This is a genomic window from Gilliamella sp. W8128 (assembly GCF_016100545.1).
Taxonomy (GTDB): Bacteria; Pseudomonadota; Gammaproteobacteria; order Enterobacterales; family Orbaceae; genus Gilliamella; species Gilliamella apis.
In genome coordinates this window covers 35,324-54,501 of sequence record NZ_JACFSE010000002.1, presented here as the reverse complement: position 1 = coordinate 54,501, position 19,178 = coordinate 35,324, and the positions used below count along the sequence as shown (strand labels likewise).

Genomic DNA, 19,178 nt, shown 5'->3' with positions numbered 1-19,178 from the left:
TGCTTTAGACTATTTCACTTTACAGATTTTTAATAGTTGTCGTGGTATGATTAACCATTGCTATTTAAATTAAAATTGATAAATATGAATACAGATACAATTGTTGCACAAGCGACACCTCCAGGTCGTGGCGGTGTGGGAATATTGCGTGTTTCGGGCCCTAAAGCGCAAGATGTTGCTAAAGCAGTGTTAGGTATTTTACCTAAGCCTCGCTATGCGCATTATTTACCTTTTTTAGCATCGGATGGTACAACCTTAGATGAAGGTATTGCTTTATTTTTTCCTAATCCACACTCATTTACGGGTGAAGATGTGCTTGAACTACAAGGGCATGGTGGTCCAGTTATTTTAGATCTACTGTTAAAACGCATTTTAGATATTCCTAGTGTGCGGATTGCAAGGCCGGGCGAATTTTCAGAGCGAGCTTTCTTAAATGATAAATTGGATCTAGCTCAGGCCGAAGCGATTGCAGACTTAATAGATGCCAGCTCTGAGCAAGCAGCAAAATCAGCCTTATCTTCTTTACAAGGGGTATTTTCTAAAAAAATTAATACACTGGTTGAAGCATTAATTCATCTACGTATTTTTACTGAAGCAGCTATTGATTTTCCAGAGGAAGAGATAGACTTTTTATCTGATGGAAAAATAGCGGCAGAACTTGAGCAAGTCATACAACGATTAAACGAAGTCCGTCAAGAAGCTAAACAAGGTTCATTATTACGTGAAGGTATGAAAGTCGTCATAGCGGGTAGACCTAACGCTGGTAAATCAAGTTTACTTAATGCATTAGCAGGACGAGATGCCGCTATCGTAACGGATATAGCTGGAACAACGCGCGATGTTTTACGTGAACATATCCATATTGATGGAATGCCTTTACATATAATCGATACGGCCGGCTTACGTGAAGCTAGCGATGAAGTTGAACGTATTGGTATTGAGCGAGCATGGCAAGAGATTGATCAAGCCGATCGAGTATTATTTATGGTCGACAGTACAACAACTAATGAGACAAATCCTGAAAAACTCTGGCCAGAATTTATTGAACGTTTACCGAAAAACATACCTGTCACAGTTATTCGCAACAAGGCTGATTTAACTGGTGAACCATTAGGTTATAGTGAACAAAATGGCTATTGTCTTATTCAACTATCGGCAAGAACCGGAGAAGGTATTACATTATTACGTGATCATCTCAAACAGGTTATGGGCTTTACTAGTAGCACCGAAGGTGGTTTTCTGGCTCGTCGTCGACATCTGCAAGCACTTGAGAAAGCAGCAGAGCATTTAAATAATGGTCAATATCAACTTACCACCTTCCATGCTGGTGAACTATTGGCGGAAGAACTAAGATTAGCTCAAGAAGCACTAAGTGAAATTACAGGTGAATTTACTTCTGATGATTTATTAGGACGAATATTCAGTTCATTCTGTATTGGCAAATAAGTTTTATCTACAGATAACTAAACATTTCAAACAGATTTTTCTATTTCAAAACCCATATAATTTTTTAAGTTATATGGGTTTATTTTTCAGAGTTGTAAAAATTGTATTTTTATAAAAGTTTTAATTAAAAAATAGGGATAGATGCGAAAAGATTTATCCCTAATTTAAAATGATAAACAACCTATGCTAACTTATTTATTCTTGCCGGCATTATTGGGTACTAAAATTAAAATTGAAACAAAACATAACAGACAAAAGCCAACATTAATCCACAGTCCAATTGCTGCTGCTGTCGCTATGCTTTGCTCATTGGCAATAATTGCAGCATAAGTTGATGCCGAAATCGCCACACCGAATGCACCACCTAATGAACTTGCCATTTTATATATTCCTGATGCAACACCAACTTTATCTTCCGGAGCACTAGCTATTGCGGTATCAATTGATGGTGTGGCATAAAAGCCTAAGCCAAGACCCAATAAAATATAGCCGGCTAACACCGAAATAATATAAAACATGTTGGGTAAGAAAGTCAGTGTCATCAAGGCAATACCCGTACCGGTAATTAACGGCCCGAGTAACATTGGTTTTTTGGCTCCGACTTTTTGTAAGATTTTTTCACCTACTCGAATCATACATAAAACCGAAACTAAATAACCAATGGTCAATAATCCATTTTCGAAAGGGGTAAAGCCTCTTCCTTGTTGGGTATAAGTACTGGCAACAATTAATGTACCGGCAACAGAATTGAGCAGAAAGTTAGATAAGGTAGCACCACGATAAGGGACGTTTTTAAACAGTGAAAAATCTATAAATGCGCCATTCGCTTTGCGATTTTCAATAACAAAAAATAAAATCAGAAAAACCAAACAGATCATAGCGAGTGATAATGTCGTTACACTAGTCCAACCAAAAGTAGATCCTTTGGTGATGACAAGGTTTAACGTAACTAAAGTGATAACAAAAACGAATAACCCAACATAATCAAATTTAGGCAAACTTGATGGATCGTCAATCTTAGTTTCTGGTGTCCCTTTCAATAACAGCATACCTAACAAAGCACAGATGATTGAGATAATAAAAATCCATTGCCAACCTAAATAAGTGGCTATTGCCCCGCCGGCAAGTACACAAGTTCCTGAACCACCCCAAGAGCCAATTGACCAAAAACTTAATGCGCGCTGACGATCTTTACCTTGATAATAGGTTTTCACTAACGCCAAAGTCGATGGCATAATACAGGCAGCAGATAAACCTTGGATAATACGACCAGTAATAAACAGCACTTCACCTTGTGCGCAGATCAAACAAAGACAACCAATAATACTTAAAATAAAACCTAAATAGGTAAAACGAACACGGCCAAAGCGATCAGCTAATCCGCCAGCAACGACAATAAAACAACCTGAAAACAGAGCGGTTAAACTGACAGCTAGATTGAACGATGCAGGTGTAATACCGATACTATGTTGTACAGCCGGCCCGACATTGACAATAGACTGAGCAAAAAGCCAAAAAGTAATCACCCCTAATACAATGCCGAATGTTAACCGGTTATGATTTTTAAACTGCTCTATGGCTGAATTTTGAGTATTTGACATATTTAAATTTGACATAGCTGCACATTAATCCTTATATGTTTAAATAGCTTTCAGTTAATGCCACCCAATATGATGCAGCGATAACAATACAGTTATCATTAAAATCATATCCAGGATTATGCACACTACAAAAACCCGGTTCATCGCCATTACCTATAATCATATAGCAGCCATTGGGGTTACTTTCTAACATAAAAGCAAAATCTTCACTGCCCATAAAAGGATGACAATTATCATGCACGCGATCTTCGCCAACTAATTTTTGGGCAACATCAAAGGCAAATTTGGTTGCATCTGCTCCATTATGTAAAACCGGACTACCATTGACATGCTCAATTTCTACTGAGGCGCCAAAACTTTCCGCTTGTGAAGTGGCAACTTCGCTAATCCGTTTAAGTAATAAAGCACGAGTATCGTTATCCAGTGCTCTAACCGTTAACTTCATTAATGCATCGCTGTTCACCACATTTGGCGCTTCACCTGATTGAATACAACCAATCGTGATAACGGCTTGCTCAAATGGTGATACATTACGAGAAACAATACTTTGCAAGGCGGTGCCGATATAACAAGCGACAAGCGTGGCATCAATTCCTCGTTCAGGCATGGCACCGTGAGCTCCTTTGCCTTTAATCTTGATATGAATGGTATCGGATGAGGCCATAAGTGCGCCGGCTTTGAAATAGAAATGACCTTCTTTAAAACCTGGCATGTTGTGGATACCGAAAATAACATCACAAGGAAATTGTTTGAATAAACCGTCGTCAACCATTACTTTACCACCATATAACAACTCTTCAGCTGGTTGAAAAATGACATGTAAAGTGCCATCAAAGTGACGGGTTTCGGCAAGATATTTAGCTGCGCACAGTAAAATAGTGGTATGACCATCATGGCCACAACCATGGAATTTGCCATGGGTTTGGCTGCTCCATGGTTTTCCTGATGCTTCAATAATAGGTAGCGCATCCATGTCGGCTCTAATACCAATTTTTTTATCACTAGTGCCATTTTTTAAAACACCAACTACCCCGGTTTTAGCTAAACCACGATGTACTTCATAGCCCCATTCAGCCAATTTACTTGCCACTAAATCGCTGGTTTTATGTTCTTCAAAACCTAATTCAGGATGTTGATGAATTTGATGGCGAATATCAATAAACTCTTGCTCTGTTTTTCTAATCGTTTCCATAATATGCTGCATTTTAGGCTCCTAATTAACCTGAATATCGTTATGAAAAAAATAAAAAGAAGGGAACTACAAATCTAAACTATAATTAAAATTATGATTAAATTTAAAACCTGCAAACAACTTAATCAGTAAAACAGCTTAGATGAATAAATATACAATAACCGCTATTCTTGTGAATGTCGATGATTTCTATACGGTAATATTTGAAAATTGTTATAACGAAGTTGCATTGAGGTAATAGTCTGATCGAAAAAATGACTTGGCACATTATTCATTAACCAAACTTTATTATCGGCTAAATAAAACTCAATACCTTATGATACATAGTTAAAGAACTTCTCTTAAGACAACTGGTTTTCCATGACGTAAACCAACGGTTATAGCTGTTTTATTATCAATTGAAGGATGAACATAATGATGTCCGCCTGCAATCAAACATTGTTGAATGATTGAATCAACAGAACGGGTTGCTGTACCATGATATAAATATTCAGGTGGGATTTTTTCTATATGTACTATATTTACTTGATTAATCGAATGTCCTTGGGCTGCACGTATTTTCAAGGCATCTTCCGACAGAGTAAAGCGTTTTTTATCACTAGTTATATCGACTTGGCTAATTAAATCTTGCAACAGTGGTTGTCGATGTTTATTCGCTTGCCGAATTAAAACATCTATTCCAATCCAACCATTACTATCTAATGTGATACCAATAGATTCTGGTTTATGCCTTAAAACATAGCTTAAAAACTTACTAGTGTTCTCTAAATCTTTACTTGTGCGCTTTCTATTTGACTTCTTGCTCATGCGCTAAACACTTGTACTATTAAATCATAAGTTGGATTCTATCTTTTATTAAAAGTAATACAAGGTATATTGATAAAAATATTAAATAGTAATAAAGAAATGGTCTCTGTAGATTCCTTAATTGAATATGAATCTAATTTCAGTTTTGTAGCTTTTGATGAGCTTAATAATGCTACAGAATACATCGCAGATAATTTTGACAAGATGGTTTTTTTAAGTATTCTTACTTATAATAAATTCCGGATATTTCTTCAACGGTTAAATTGGCATAGTATATTTAATAGAATGCAAACTTATTTTCATAAAACTGAAGTTAGGCGCAATGGTTTATTAAATGATAATTACTATTATTTAATTCCCAAAAGGCAAAAAGGATTATTTTAAATGATAAATATCCTAGCTTTATCATCAATATATCTTCGTCATTTTGTTGTCACTCATCTAACCACGCTGTACTAAAAATAAACATAAAGTCAGAGTAACCATTTGATTAATAGAATAAATATATTTATAAATTTAAGCGAAATCCCCGAAACATTTATTACTGGTGTTTATAAAAAAGGAGCGGTTAATCGAATAATTAATTGAAATAAACAATACGAATAACATTGAATATATTATTAAAAAAAATTATAAATTGATATATATCGGTTTTTCGCGTGGATCTCCCTGTATTTTGTTGTTAGGATGGTCTTTGTGTCTATTTTTATGTGATGTTATTTTGTAATTAATATGATGAATTTATCGATTAAAAAATATTTATTTGCCTGGGGTGCCATTATCATACCCTCGTTTGTTGCGTTAGCTGAACCACCACCAACGCAACAACTGAGTGACCAACAACTGCTCCGCCAACAAGAGCGTGATAGAGCCCTTCAAGATACACTAACGCCTTCTGCACCTGACATCCATTTATTACCACCTACTCATGAAACAAGTGACATCAATTTTCCAACTGAATCATTATGTTTCAATATTCATCAGGTGCAATTATTAGAGCGAGATAAATTGCCTTGGTTTATTCCTATCAATAAACTGGCTCGTCAAGCCGAGCACCGTTGTTTAGGTGTAGACGGTGTCAATTTATTGATGACCAAAATACAAGACCGCTTAATTAGCTATGGATATATCACCACTCGCGTGGTAGCGCCTGAGCAAGATTTAACGTCAGGCACATTAAAACTATTGTTAGTGGAAGGCAAAGTGCGAAAACTCTACTACAGTGATGATAGTGATAAATATGCTCAATTGTATAGCGCAATGCCAGTAAGAGAAAATCAACCCCTTAACTTACGTGATATCGAACAAGGTCTGGAAAACCTACAACGGTTACCGACAGTTTCCAGCCAAATGAAACTGCTACCGGGTGACAAACCTGGGGAAAGTGATGTGGTTATCACGCGAAAGCAAAGCAAAATGTGGCGATTAGGGTTATCGGTTGATGATTCGGGGACAAAAGCGACTGGCCGAGACCAAGCTGGTGCGACTTTATATTTAGACAATCTATTATCCTTAAGCGATGCGTTTTATGTCTCCGGTGGTCACGATATTAATGGTAAAGGAAAATATGGATCACGTAACTTCCTCTTATCTTATTCTATCCCTTATGGCTATTGGTTACTGAGTGCATCATTATCCGGCAATAAATACCATCAAACGATAGCCGGTCAAAATGAGAATTTTGAGTATAGTGGTCGCAGCCGCAATGCTAATGTACAAATCAGCCGAGTAATTCATCGTAATGAATCACAAAAAACAACCTTAAGTTATGGCATAACCCTTCGTGAATCCCATAACTATATTAATGACACTGACATGGAGCTCCAACAACGTAAAACTACGCATTGGCAATTAGGGTTACAACATCGACATTATATTGACGATATGACTTTAGATGTGGGTGTTAGCTATCAAAAAGGGGTTCGTTGGTTTAATGCCAAAAAAGCCCCCGAAGAAGACAATCCTGAAGATACCAGCAGTGCATTGTCAAATATTTTTCTGGTTAATTTCTCCGCCAATGTGCCATTTAAAGTGAAAGAGCAATCGTTTCGCTATCGTTTAGACTATCAAGGCCAATATACCCGTGGTGATGACCTAACTTCACCAGACCAATTTTCAATTGGTGGCCGTTGGTCTGTACGTGGTTTTGATGGGGAATTAACATTAAAAGCAGACCGTGGATGGTACTTGCGTAATGAGCTTTCCTGGCAAGGGCCATTTAATCATGAGCCGTATCTAGGTATCGATACGGGTGAAGTGTCGGGCAATAAAAGTGAGTACCTACTAGGTCGACACTTAACCGGTGGCGTGGTCGGTATTCGTGGAAATAATTATGGTTTTTATTATGATTTCTTTGCCGGTAAACCAATCCGCAAACCAAAAGGTTTTAAAACCAACCCATTAACATTGGGCTTTAATGTTAACTGGAACTATTAAAATAATTATTTACTCATACGAAGCAATAAATACAAACAAAAGCAAGTCCTAACGTTTTACCGTAGTCAATCTAAAACAAGAATAAGCAGTATTAAGTAAGGAATAGATGATGAATAAGAAGTTATATCGAGTTATTTTTAATAAAAAGCGTGGTTTACAAATGGTGGTAGCGGAAATCGCTAAAACATCAGGTGGTAAAGAAAAAACAGCTACGGATGAAAAACTACCCGCTATCAAATCACTTTTTTACACACTTAAACCGATAACCTTATTCGTATCTCTTTCGTTAGGTTTTGTCACCCTCAGCTCACCCGTTTATGGTGCCAGCAATATTGTTGCCGATAAACAAGCCGCGAAACATCAACAACCGCAAGTGATTAATACCGCTAACGGTATTACACAAGTCAATATTCAAACGCCAAATAATAAAGGGGTTTCCCACAATAAATATCGGCAATTTGATGTTGCACAGCAAGGGGCGATATTAAACAACAGCAGTAAAATCAGTCAAACACAAATTGCGGGTCATGTACAAGGTAATGAATTTTTAAAAAACAGTGGACCGGCTAAAATCATTTTAAATGAGGTCAATTCTCGTAACCCAAGTCAACTTAATGGTGTACTTGAAGTTGCTGGTCAAAAGGCACAAGTTATCATTGCCAATCCATCGGGTATTACCTGTAATGGTTGTGGCTTTATTAATGCCAGTCGCTCAACACTCACGACCGGTAAACCTATTCTACAAAATGGTGACTTAACCGGTTATCAAGTTGAGCAAGGTAAGATTACGGTGACCGGAAAAGGATTAGATAGTTCAGAGCAAAGCTATACCGATTTAATTTCCCATACTGTATCAGTCAACTCGGCTATTTGGGCAAATGAGCTTAATGTGGTAACGGGGAAAAATAGGGTTAGTCAAGACAGCCAAACCGTTGAACCTTTAGATGATACTAATTCAAGTGAAAGACCCGAGGTATCTATTGATGTCTCGCAATTTGGCGGAATGTATGCTGGCTCAATACGCATGGTGGGCACCGAAAAAGGGGTCGGTGTGCATAATGCAGGTGAATTAGGTGCCAGCATCAACAATATTAGTATTAGTGCCGAGGGTAAAATTACTAACCGCGGTGCGGTACAGGCGACAAAAGATATTCAAATCAGTAGCCGAGATAATATTGACAATCAAAAACAAATTTACAGTAAACAAAATATTAAACTCAATAGTGGTAAAACCATTAATAATGATGGAACGTTAATTGCACAAAAAGATATAAAACTTAGTGCCAATAACATCCATAGTCAACAAAAAAGTGCCATCATTGCGGGTATTGATACACAAGGTAAGCTGACGCAATCAGGTCATATTAACGCCGATGCTAATGTCATCGCCTTAAACGGTCAAAATAAAGCCGGTGACAAATTATCATTAAAGGCCAAGCAAGCCATTAATCTTGATGATAGCCAAACGTATGCCAATGAGATAAATCTGATTGGTGACCAACTTTCGATTAAATCAGCACATTTACAAACTGAGCAACAACTCAATTTAAATCATACCGCATCAATTGATACCTCCAACGCCACATTGCAAACCAAAAAAGGGATTGTTGTATCAACCGAAACATTAACCAATAACAATGGCACATTCATTGCTGAAGAAGATATTGCAGTGAAGGCAAATCATGTGCAAAGTCAAGCCGCTAACATCTTGACATATGGCAAATTGACCATTGATGCCGATGATATTGATATGCAAAAAGCCGCGTTAAGTGCTAAAGATGCTATCACTGTTTCCGCTGGCAACATCAATGCTGATGAGCTTGCACTTATTACTGAACAAGACCTAAAGATTAAGGCACAAAATTTATCGGCTAACCAAGCGGATTTACAAGCGAAGAAGTCAATTCATATCAATGCCAATAACCTTTATGCACAATATCTTAAACTACTGACCACTGATGCGTTATCACTCAAGGCGAATCATTTAGTGTTAAATTATTCACAAATCAGTGCGTTAGGTTATCTTGATGTTGCCGCTAAAACACTACAGAATAAACAATCACGTTGGATTGCTGACAAGGATATCAATGTTAAAGCTGAGGACATTGACAACCAATCAAGTCAATTAAAAGCAACGGGTTCGATTAATTATCTATTTACGCATTTAAATAACAACGATACCGTCTTAGTCAGTGGTCAAGATTTAATCTTTACTGGTGATAAATTACAAAATATCAACGCAAAATGGCAAAGTGGTCATAACACCACCATCAATATAACAGGTTTATTTGATAATCAATCAAGCCTCATTGTATCAAAAGGTGAATTAGCGATACGGGCGCTAACAATAAATAACAATGATGGCGATTTAATTTCAGGCAAGTCATTAACTATTAATAGCAAACAATTAGCCAGTGAAAATAGCGTATTACAAGCCGAGCAAGCCCTTAAATTAACGGCCAGTGAACAGTTTGATGGCCAATCAGCAACGTTATATTCAGACCAGCAAATTGAAATTAATAGTGATAAAATCGATTTAAATCAGGCCTATGTCGGTTCGAAAGGTGATATTACATTAAAAGGGCAACATCAACAATTAAACGAAAGTGAACTCCTATCTAATGGCCAAATTGCAATTACTGCTGCCAATATTCATGCGGATGATGCCATTATTAAGTCCGCAAAAGATATAATCATTAATGCATTAGCCTTTGTGGCATTTAATCGAGCACAGCTTGTTACCAATCAACAATTAAAGATTAAAACCGAGCAAGCCGATACTGCAGAATCAAAGATGTATGCAAAATCGGGTATGCATATAGACGTAACAACACTGAATAACCAACATTCAAATTGGTTAAGTGAAAGTACTATCTCACTGTTTGCAAATCAGTTTAATAATCAAAAGTCGATCCTTGAAGCCAAACAAAATATTGATATTGATGCTACACAATTTAATAATCAAGAGACGGTATTATTAACTGATGGTCGTCTGATTATTAATGCAACAGATATTGATAATACCTCAGCGCAGATTCAGACTAAAGACGGCATAACTATTAATGCCAATAATCAATTATTTAATGATAACACCAAACTTATCACTGAAAATGACATTGATATTCATGCTAATGTGATAAGTAATACTCATGCCCAGTTATCCAGTAATCAATCTATCGCTATCAATGCTCAGCATCTTTATAACCAACATAGTACATTTTTTACTGGTGGTAAAATAAACGTTACAAGTAACATTATTAATAATGAAAAGAGTGAAATTAAAGCGACGCAAGGCATTGATATCCAAACCGATTCATTAGCCAGTGATGAAGCGGATTATCTCACTGAAGGTGATTTCAATCTTAATAGCCAAGATGCTTCGCTTAATAAAGCAAAAATTGCCAGTAAAGGTAACATGCACATTGTCGGTGAACAAACGTTGTCGATGCAAGAGGCACAGCTAACGTCACTAAAAAATATGCAGCTTAATGCCAACACACTTAATAGCTCAGCATCAGACATTTACAGTTTAGGAAATATTGATATTACCGCACAAACCGTAAAGAATGATAAAGCCTCACTCATCAGTGACCAAGACATCACCATACACGCTGACACGATAGATACAACTGAGAGTGAAATAGGCGCAGAGGGGGATATCAACGTCAGCGCCATAACACTTAACAATAATAAAGCCAAATGGATAGCTAAAAAAGCCATCAGCATTAATGCGCAGCAGTTAGCCAATACAGCTGCTCAATTAGCCAGTCATCAATCACTCAATATCCATGCTAAGCAAATTGACAATCAGCATGCCGTGCTTAGTGCAAAAGAAACTATAGCCATTGATGCTGATGAACTTGATAACAGCCAAGCAAAACTATTTAGTGACCAATCTGTTATCATAGCAGCAAATCACTTAATTAACCGTGAAGGGGTGATTAAAGCAGCGGATGAAATTACGATTAACAGTCAAAACATTGATAATAATCAAGCTATTTTTGTTGCTGAAAAGGATATTCAGATCCATGCCAACACACTGAATAATACCAAAGCAGCACTTCAATCCCAATCACAAATAGTGTTAAAAGCCGATCAGCTAAATAATGAGTCAGCATTACTGCTCGCGGGTGATAAAGGGCTTAATATCACCAGCCAAAACCTGAATAATCAGCAAGCGCAGCTTTATTCTAAAGGGGATTTAACAATCGACACCCAGAGCATGGATAATCAACATGCTAAAATGATTGCTGAAAAAGCCTTGCATATTCATACTGACCGGTTAAACAATCAACATGCCGAATTACAGGCTAAAGGCAATATCACGATTGACGCAACTGAGCAAAATAATCAGCAAGCGACAATATTATCGGAAAACGATATCAAACTAAAAGCCACTGAGAGTTTAGATAATCGTGATGCGCAGTTCACCGCAAATGGGTTGATAGATATTCAATCAACCCATCATATCGACAATTCACAGGCTAACTTACTCTCTAATAAGGGTATAGTTTTAAAATCAGCAAATGTGATAAATCAATCGGCGACATTAAAAACCAATGGACTGATAGATATCAAAGCAAACTCACTTGATAATCAAGCATCTGAATATCAGGCCAATAATATCGTGCTTGAAATTGATGATTTAAACAACCAACAAGCCAAATTAACCGCCAATCAAAATCTGATAATCAATGCCCAAGACTTTGATAACCGTCATGGACACTTACTGGCCAATGATATCTATTTAAAAACTAAAGCATATCGTGGTGATGGTACCATGAAAAGCCAAAATAATTTATCACTGAATTTACAAGATAGTTTTATTAATGAAAGTGAATTGTCTGCAAATGGGCATTTAGCGATTCGCACACAAAAAGATATTGTTAATAAAAATAAAATTACCGCAGGTCAACAAGTTTCCTTAGAAAGCCAGCAGTTAACCAATGAACAACACGCTGAAATTAGTGCTGAATATCTGTCGTTAAAACACCAAAATGTAACAAATCACGGGTTAATTGATGCAACCACAGCGGTGATGCGAACCCATCAATTAGATAACTTAGCCGGTGGCCGAATTTATGCAGATAACTTAGCTATTCATGCCAATATATTAAATAATCTGGCAAATAATAACATGGCTCCAGTCATTGCAGCTCGACAAAATTTCCATTTAGGTGTGGGTACGTTAAATAACTATGCCCATGCCCAATTACTTAGTTTAGGTAATTTTGTGATTGGCGGTGAACTGGATGAAAACTGGAGTGTGACTGGCTCTGCCAAGCAAATTAATAACCACTCAGCCACGATTGAAGCACAGGGTGATTTATATATAGCGACTAATGAACTTAATAATATGAATGATCATATTGTTACTGAAATGCGTCCAACGGATGAACCACCTGAAACCGAAACCTACTTCCAAACTTCAGGCGGGAATGGTCAAGATAAATACTCACCTAATGAAGTGACATATCGTATCCATTCGAAACATATGCCCGGTATAGCTTGTCAAAGTGGTGCAAGCCATAAACGATGTTTTTATTGGTGGAATGATATTCCTGAGCATTTACGGCATTCGGGTAGTTTACAACGAATGAGTGTTCCATCAAAAGGGATTAATGGTGTTGCCGACTCATGGGAATTTAATGTCATTAAACATAAATACCGTACCGTTATTTTAGAGACAGATCCAAGTAAAATCAGTGCTGCGGGTAATGTGATTATTCACGGACAAACCATTAATAATCAAGACAGTAAAATAGTTGCGGGTAACACGGTCAATATTAATGCAACCCAACTTAATAATCATGCTCAAGAAGCAGTCTCTAAATATGTGTATTCAGGAAGTATTTATCTACATAAAAGGCATAAGCAGGACAAATATGGCTGTTACTATCAAGGTGAATATAATAAAGCCGATGAAATTTTCGTTGATAATGCATTAAATAAAAATATTGTCGACCATCAAATTGTTGAAAAAACATCATTGACTGAGCAACCACACAGTGAAGTGAATGTTGAAAACAAACATAACCAAGTTGCGGTGGATAAAACCGTCAATGATACACTGACCCAACAAGCTAAAGTGGTTTCAGCACAAAGTATTGCCATTAATTCAAATCAATCAGATAGAACTCATATCAAAACTGATGCCAACCATCAACCAGGCACCATTACGTCGATTCTGCCAAAACCGACAACAACTATTGAAGAGGATTTACCTCATCAGGAAAATAATCCCCCTGCCGTTGATGAATCGACACTACCTGAAGCCGGCAATGACATAACACCATCGAAAACCATTAGTGTTTATGAGCCGGACTTAACCTTACCAGATAATAGCTTATGGATAGTCAATAAAGAGATTGACAAAAATTATATTGTTGAAACCGATCCGCGTTTTACTAACCGTAAAAAATGGTTAAGTTCTGATTATATGATTAATCGTCTAAGTGGCAACCCAGATTCAGTATTAAAACGTTTGGGTGATGGTTACTATGAACAACAACTTATTCAACAACAAATTGTTGGCTTAACCGGTCACCGTTACTTGCACGGCTATAAATCTGATATGGAACAATATCAGGCATTAATGGATGCGGGTATCAGTTTTGCTAAAGAATTTGGTATTGCAATTGGGGTGGAATTAACCGGCGAACAAATGCGGGCGTTAACCAACGATATCGTCTTGTTAGTGAAAAAAAGCATTATGGTAAATGGTCAACCAACTGAGGTACTTGTACCACAAGTCTATATGGTTAACCGACCTCAATTAGGTACTGATGGCGCATTAATTGCGGGTGACAATATTTTTGTTAAAGGTGAACAACTCAATAACACCGGCTTAATTGCCGCCAAACAAGATGCGTTATTACAAGGCCATGATGTCACTAACAAAGGGACCATCTATGGTGACCGAATTCAAATTGAAGCCGAAAATGATATTACCAATTTGGGTCACCTATTTGGTGACAAATTAGTTTATTTATCAGCCGATAACGATATTAATTTATTATCAAGCACGCGTACCCAAACCCGCGATCGAAATCGGCTGACCAATATTGATCAGGCCAGTACGATTTTGGTGAATAATGGCAATATTTTGATTGATGCCGGTCACGATATTAATGCAAAAGCCGGTTATATTGTCAATAATGGCAACGAAGGTAACACTTGGTTACAAGCTGGCCATAACATAGGCTTTACTACCGCAGAGCTGGAAGAAAAATTTGATATTACCAGTAAAAAAGATTATCGCAGAACAAACGAAAAAAGCGTTGTAGGTACACAAATTACAGCGGCTAATAATGTTCAGTTAACTGCTGGTAACGATATAACAGCTAAAACCGTAGACATTGCTACCGGTAACCACCTTGGTTTACAAGCAGGAAATGATATCAGTATAGAAGCTTCAAAAGAGCACTTTGATTTAGATGAATTTCATAAAAGTAAATCTAAAGGCTTTTTGAGTAAAACAAAAAGTAGTTCACATACAGTAATAGATAATAATACTTCTAAAGGAAGTGAACTAAGTGCCAATAGTGTAACAATAAAAGCAGGGCATGATTTAGATATATCGGGCAGCATGGTAATAGGGGCGCAAGATGTCTACCTCAATGCGGGTAATAATGTAAATATTGAAGCGGCAGATGAAACTTATTACCGCTATGAGAAACAAAAAACAAAAACATCTGGAGTATCAACAAGTTCAAAAGGAATAAGTGTTGGTTCGCAATCAACCAAGGCTACCTCAACCTCTAATGAAGTTAATCAATCTCAAGCAGGCAGTTTAGTCGGTACCTCCGGTGGTAATGTGATTATCTCGGCCAATAAACAAGTAACCATTAGTGGCAGTGACATTATTGCCGGTCGAGCAGAAGGTGATGATAAACGCGCCACCGGTCATATAGACATCAGTGGTGAAGATATTTTAATTATTCCGGGTCGAGATATTGTTGATAAAAAGCAGACTTACAAATCAAAATCTTCGGGAGTGGGTATTTCGTTTAGCAATCCAATAACGGATAGTGTGCAAAATATGCGAGATATTTTCAAATCCTCGGGCGGTAAAGTTGAAAAAGCTAAACAATTTACCGGTGAACTGGCTGCATTAGCTATGGATATAGGTAACCCGGTCTCATCACCGATTTCGTACCATAAATCATCAACGAAGAGTCAATCAAGCTTACACGGTGAATATAGTAGTGGTAGTACATTAACCGCTGCTGGCAATATACAGCTTCATGCCACTAATAGTCAGGAAAGAGATGCACAAGGGCAACTAACGCATGGCGATGTCGTCATTAAAGGAAGTGACTTAACCGCAGGAGAAGCAATTATTATCGATGCTAATCGTCATGTTGCTATTGAAACCTCGGCAGATAAACAATCGGAGCACAGTAAAACAACGAGTAAAAATTGGAGTGCCACGACAGCGTCGCCGACAGCGGGTTCATCGGTACGATTTATCAACGGCAGTCCAAATCATGGTGCGGGTATCTTACCTTATGGTAGTGAAAGCTCTGGTAATCGAAGTAATAGTGATGTAGTGGGTCAAAATGCTTCCACGCTCACGGCAAATAACATTGCCATCAATAGCCGTGAGGGCAATATCGACATAAAAGGAAGTCTATTAAACTCGCAATATGATATTAATTTACATGCAGCAAAAGGCGATGTAGATATTAGCGCCAGCACCAATCAATCACACAGTGAAAATAAAGGTTACCATAAAGTGATTGGTGAGCTTGGTGGCGATGGCTATAGTGGCACAGTGGGTTACCAACATTCACGATATAAAGAGTTAGAAGATAAAGCAACCCAAAGTAATATCCGCAGTGGACTTAACAGTACAAAAGGCAATATTAATGTCGTTGCAGGCGATGATGTTAAACTGGCGGGTGTTGATATTAGTGCCGGTAAATCTGTCAACCTCACGGGTAAAAATGTCATTATGGAAACCAGTGAAGACAGTCTGCACCAAAAAACGCAGAGCAGTAATAAACAATATGGTGTCACGGTTTCCACCTCCGGCTATGCGGTTACAGCGGCACAGTCAATTGAAAAGGCCGCCAAAGCAATTGAAAATAAGGAAGACAAACGTTTAGCGGCGATTTATATGGCACAAGCTGGGGTGAATGCCGCACAAGCTAATTTAACGGCGGCTGATTCCTCAGCGGAAATAAACCAACCAACAGTAAATGCTGAAAATAATGCTAATGCTAATGATGGTGGTTCTGCCTCTTTAATTAAAGTCAATGTAAGTGTAACGGCAGATAACTCAAAACAAAAAACAGAGTATCATAGCAATGCTCAAACTGGCACGGTGATCCATGCCGGTCAAAATGTGAATATCAATGCAGAAGAGAACATTGAAGGGAAAGGCGTTGATATTACCGGGCAAAACATCAATCTCAATGCGGGGAATGATATCAAATTTGATGCTGCCCACAGTACTGAAAAACTGAAAAGCACCGATTCAGGCAGTCACTACGGAGCCGGTGTTGGCTTTGGATTAGTGGGTGGGCAAAATGGTTTTTCAATTGAGTTAGCCGCCAGTAAATCCAAAGGTAAAGAAAACGGTACCAGTGATATCAATCACAACAGCACCATCACCGCCAGTAATACACTTAACATCCAGAGTGGTCGAGATGTTATTTTAACGGGCGCGGAGTTATCTGGTGAGCAAGTCATTGCTGATATTGGTCGCAACTTAACCATCAGTAGTGAACAAGATAAAGAAAAATACGATGCTAAACACACCTCTGTTGGTGCGAGTGCCAGCATCTGCGTACCACCATTTTGCTATGGAGCAAGTAGTGCTAGTGCTAACTTTGCCCAAGATAAAATGAAAAGTGATTATGAATCGGTTAACGAGCAATCGGGCATATTTGCCGGCAGTGGTGGTTATGATATTACCGTGGGCGAACATACCCAATTAAATGGCGCGGTGATAGCCTCGAAAGCTGACTCGTCAAAAAATCGCTTAGATACCGGCACTATAGGCTTTACTGATATTGAGAACAAAGCGGAATATGATGTCAGCAGCATCTCTGGCTCGGTTGGGGTAAGTAAAGGACAGGATAGTGGCGGTTTTTCACCAACCAGTGGTCAACCAACCATTTATGACCATAACGATGAAGCCTCGAATATTACCCATGCGGCAATCAGTGACGGTGAGTTAATCATTCGTGACCAAGATAAACAAACACAAGATATTAATGAACTCAGTCATGATACCGAAAATGCCCATAGTAAACTCAAACCAATCTTTAATAAAGAGGATGAGCAGACCAGATTAAACATTGTTACTAGCTTAAAAGAGTTAGGCGAACAGGTTAAAGAGCTTGAACGCACTATTCATAAAGATGCCGGTAAAGACTCGCAAGATGGCAAAATGGGCAATGACTTTAGTAAAGGCGTTGACTCAGCCGTATCAATTATTACCGGCATTATCACCGGCGATATGACCGGCGGTCTTGCTGGCGCCAGTGCGCCATGGCTGGCTGAGCAGATAAAACTGCACACCGGCCATCTAGATAAGGATGGTAAATGGCAAACCGATGATATTGCCGGCAATTTAATTGCTCATGCAATACTTGGCGCAGTAGTCGCTGAGCTACAAGGCAACTCAGGATTAGCCGGTGGAGCCGGTGCCGTGGCCGGTGAAGTTGCGGCAGATATCATCCGCAAACAACTGTATGGCAAAGAAGTCAAAGATTTAACCGAAGAAGAAAAACAAACCATCAGCGCACTATCGCAATTAGCAGCAGGTCTGGCAGTAGCTGCCGGTGGTAGTGTTGGTGATGCTGGCGCAGCTATAAGTAGTAGTAAAAATGCGGTTGAGAATAATGGAGAGAATCTTGGTTTTGATTTCTTTTTTTCAGAGTCAAAAATGAAAGCTCAATACAATTGCTATACAGATGATATTTGTAATAATTTAGATGACAATGCACGTGAACACGCTATACTTGAGCAGTCTGCTGAAATTCAGAAAGAAATTATAGAACCCTATAAAGAGGCCGGTGAACTTTTAGCTAATATAGAAAATACACTCCTTGATTTTACTCCAATAATAGGTGATGCAAAAGCATTTGCTGAAGCTGAAGATGTTATTGATTATACTATTGCATCAGTTGGATTAATACCTGGTGTAGGTGATGTAGTTGGTAAGCTCTTAAAAGAAGCAAAAGCGGCATTAAAAGTAGGCGATACAAAAAAAGCTAGTCAGTTGGTTCAAGAAGCTCAGAATAAACTAAACGCTCTTGACGTAGGCTCAGCAAATAAAGCTAGTAATACTGCTGGAAAGGGGACGAGTGCTAACATAAATAATGGAACAACTGGTACCGTATGGGATTCAGTGAAGGCAACTCAACCGAATTACCCTGGTTCAGTTATCCCTAAATCATTTGAGATGACTTTACCTAATGGGCAGAAAGTATGGATTCATGGTAATGCAACAGAACATATTGCCGAATATGCTCAATTTAAAGCGAAAGACTACACACCAGAAGCTGTAAGGTTATCGTCACAACAACAATTGAACAGTTTGCAAGGGGCTCTTAATTCAGCAACAAAAAATGGCGTTGAATATAATAAGTTAATTACAATCGGCGGTTGGGAGCTAAAATTAGCACCACCTCGTCAACTAGGTGAGCTTCCTGCAGTAATTCATGCTCGACCAGTTAAATAAG

Annotated in this window: 5 protein-coding genes and 1 pseudogene; 3 read left to right on the top strand and 3 right to left on the bottom strand. The window is 38.1% G+C overall.

Annotation, left to right across the window (positions count from 1 at the left end; translation table 11 throughout):
* Positions 1-84 precede the first annotated feature (84 nt).
* Positions 85-1,446 carry a tRNA uridine-5-carboxymethylaminomethyl(34) synthesis GTPase MnmE gene (gene mnmE / locus H3U97_RS01850; RefSeq protein ID WP_086320491.1) on the top strand — a complete coding sequence of 454 codons (1,362 nt, stop codon included), beginning with the start codon at positions 85-87 and terminating at the stop codon, positions 1,444-1,446.
* A gap of 191 nt (positions 1,447-1,637) precedes the next feature.
* Here the strand turns inward: mnmE and H3U97_RS01845 are convergent, their stop codons facing one another.
* From H3U97_RS01845 to H3U97_RS01835, 3 genes and pseudogenes are all read right to left on the bottom strand, one after another.
* Complete coding sequence (locus H3U97_RS01845) at positions 1,638-3,062, bottom strand: MFS transporter (RefSeq protein WP_232343713.1); 1,425 nt, start codon at positions 3,060-3,062, stop codon at positions 1,638-1,640.
* A 16-nt stretch (positions 3,063-3,078) separates the two neighbouring features.
* Entirely contained in the window at positions 3,079-4,251 is a 1,173-nt protein-coding gene (locus tag H3U97_RS01840; RefSeq protein WP_198197813.1) for a M20 aminoacylase family protein, read from the bottom strand.
* A gap of 152 nt (positions 4,252-4,403) precedes the next feature.
* Positions 4,404-5,046, bottom strand: a pseudogene (locus H3U97_RS01835) (RNA 2'-phosphotransferase).
* 732 nt (positions 5,047-5,778) lie between these two features.
* Between H3U97_RS01835 and H3U97_RS01830 the strand changes: the two are divergent.
* The gene (locus H3U97_RS01830; protein WP_198197811.1) at positions 5,779-7,482 is read left to right on the top strand and encodes a ShlB/FhaC/HecB family hemolysin secretion/activation protein; all 1,704 of its coding nucleotides are present in this window, start codon (positions 5,779-5,781) and stop codon (positions 7,480-7,482) included.
* A gap of 109 nt (positions 7,483-7,591) precedes the next feature.
* On the top strand, positions 7,592-19,177 hold the full coding sequence (locus H3U97_RS01825) for a hemagglutinin repeat-containing protein (protein ID WP_198197809.1): 11,586 nt from the start codon (positions 7,592-7,594) through the stop codon (positions 19,175-19,177).
* The last annotated feature ends 1 nt before the right edge of the window (position 19,178 follow it).

Bases quoted from the DNA above. Each gene is read 5' to 3' on its own strand.
- mnmE (WP_086320491.1), top strand. From the start codon at position 85: ATGAATACAGATACAATTGTTGCACAAGCGACACCTCCAGGTCGTGGC.
- H3U97_RS01845 (WP_232343713.1), bottom strand. From the start codon at position 3,062: ATGTCAAATTTAAATATGTCAAATACTCAAAATTCAGCCATAGAGCAG.
- H3U97_RS01840 (WP_198197813.1), bottom strand. From the start codon at position 4,251: ATGCAGCATATTATGGAAACGATTAGAAAAACAGAGCAAGAGTTTATT.
- H3U97_RS01830 (WP_198197811.1), top strand. From the start codon at position 5,779: ATGATGAATTTATCGATTAAAAAATATTTATTTGCCTGGGGTGCCATT.
- H3U97_RS01825 (WP_198197809.1), top strand. From the start codon at position 7,592: ATGAATAAGAAGTTATATCGAGTTATTTTTAATAAAAAGCGTGGTTTA.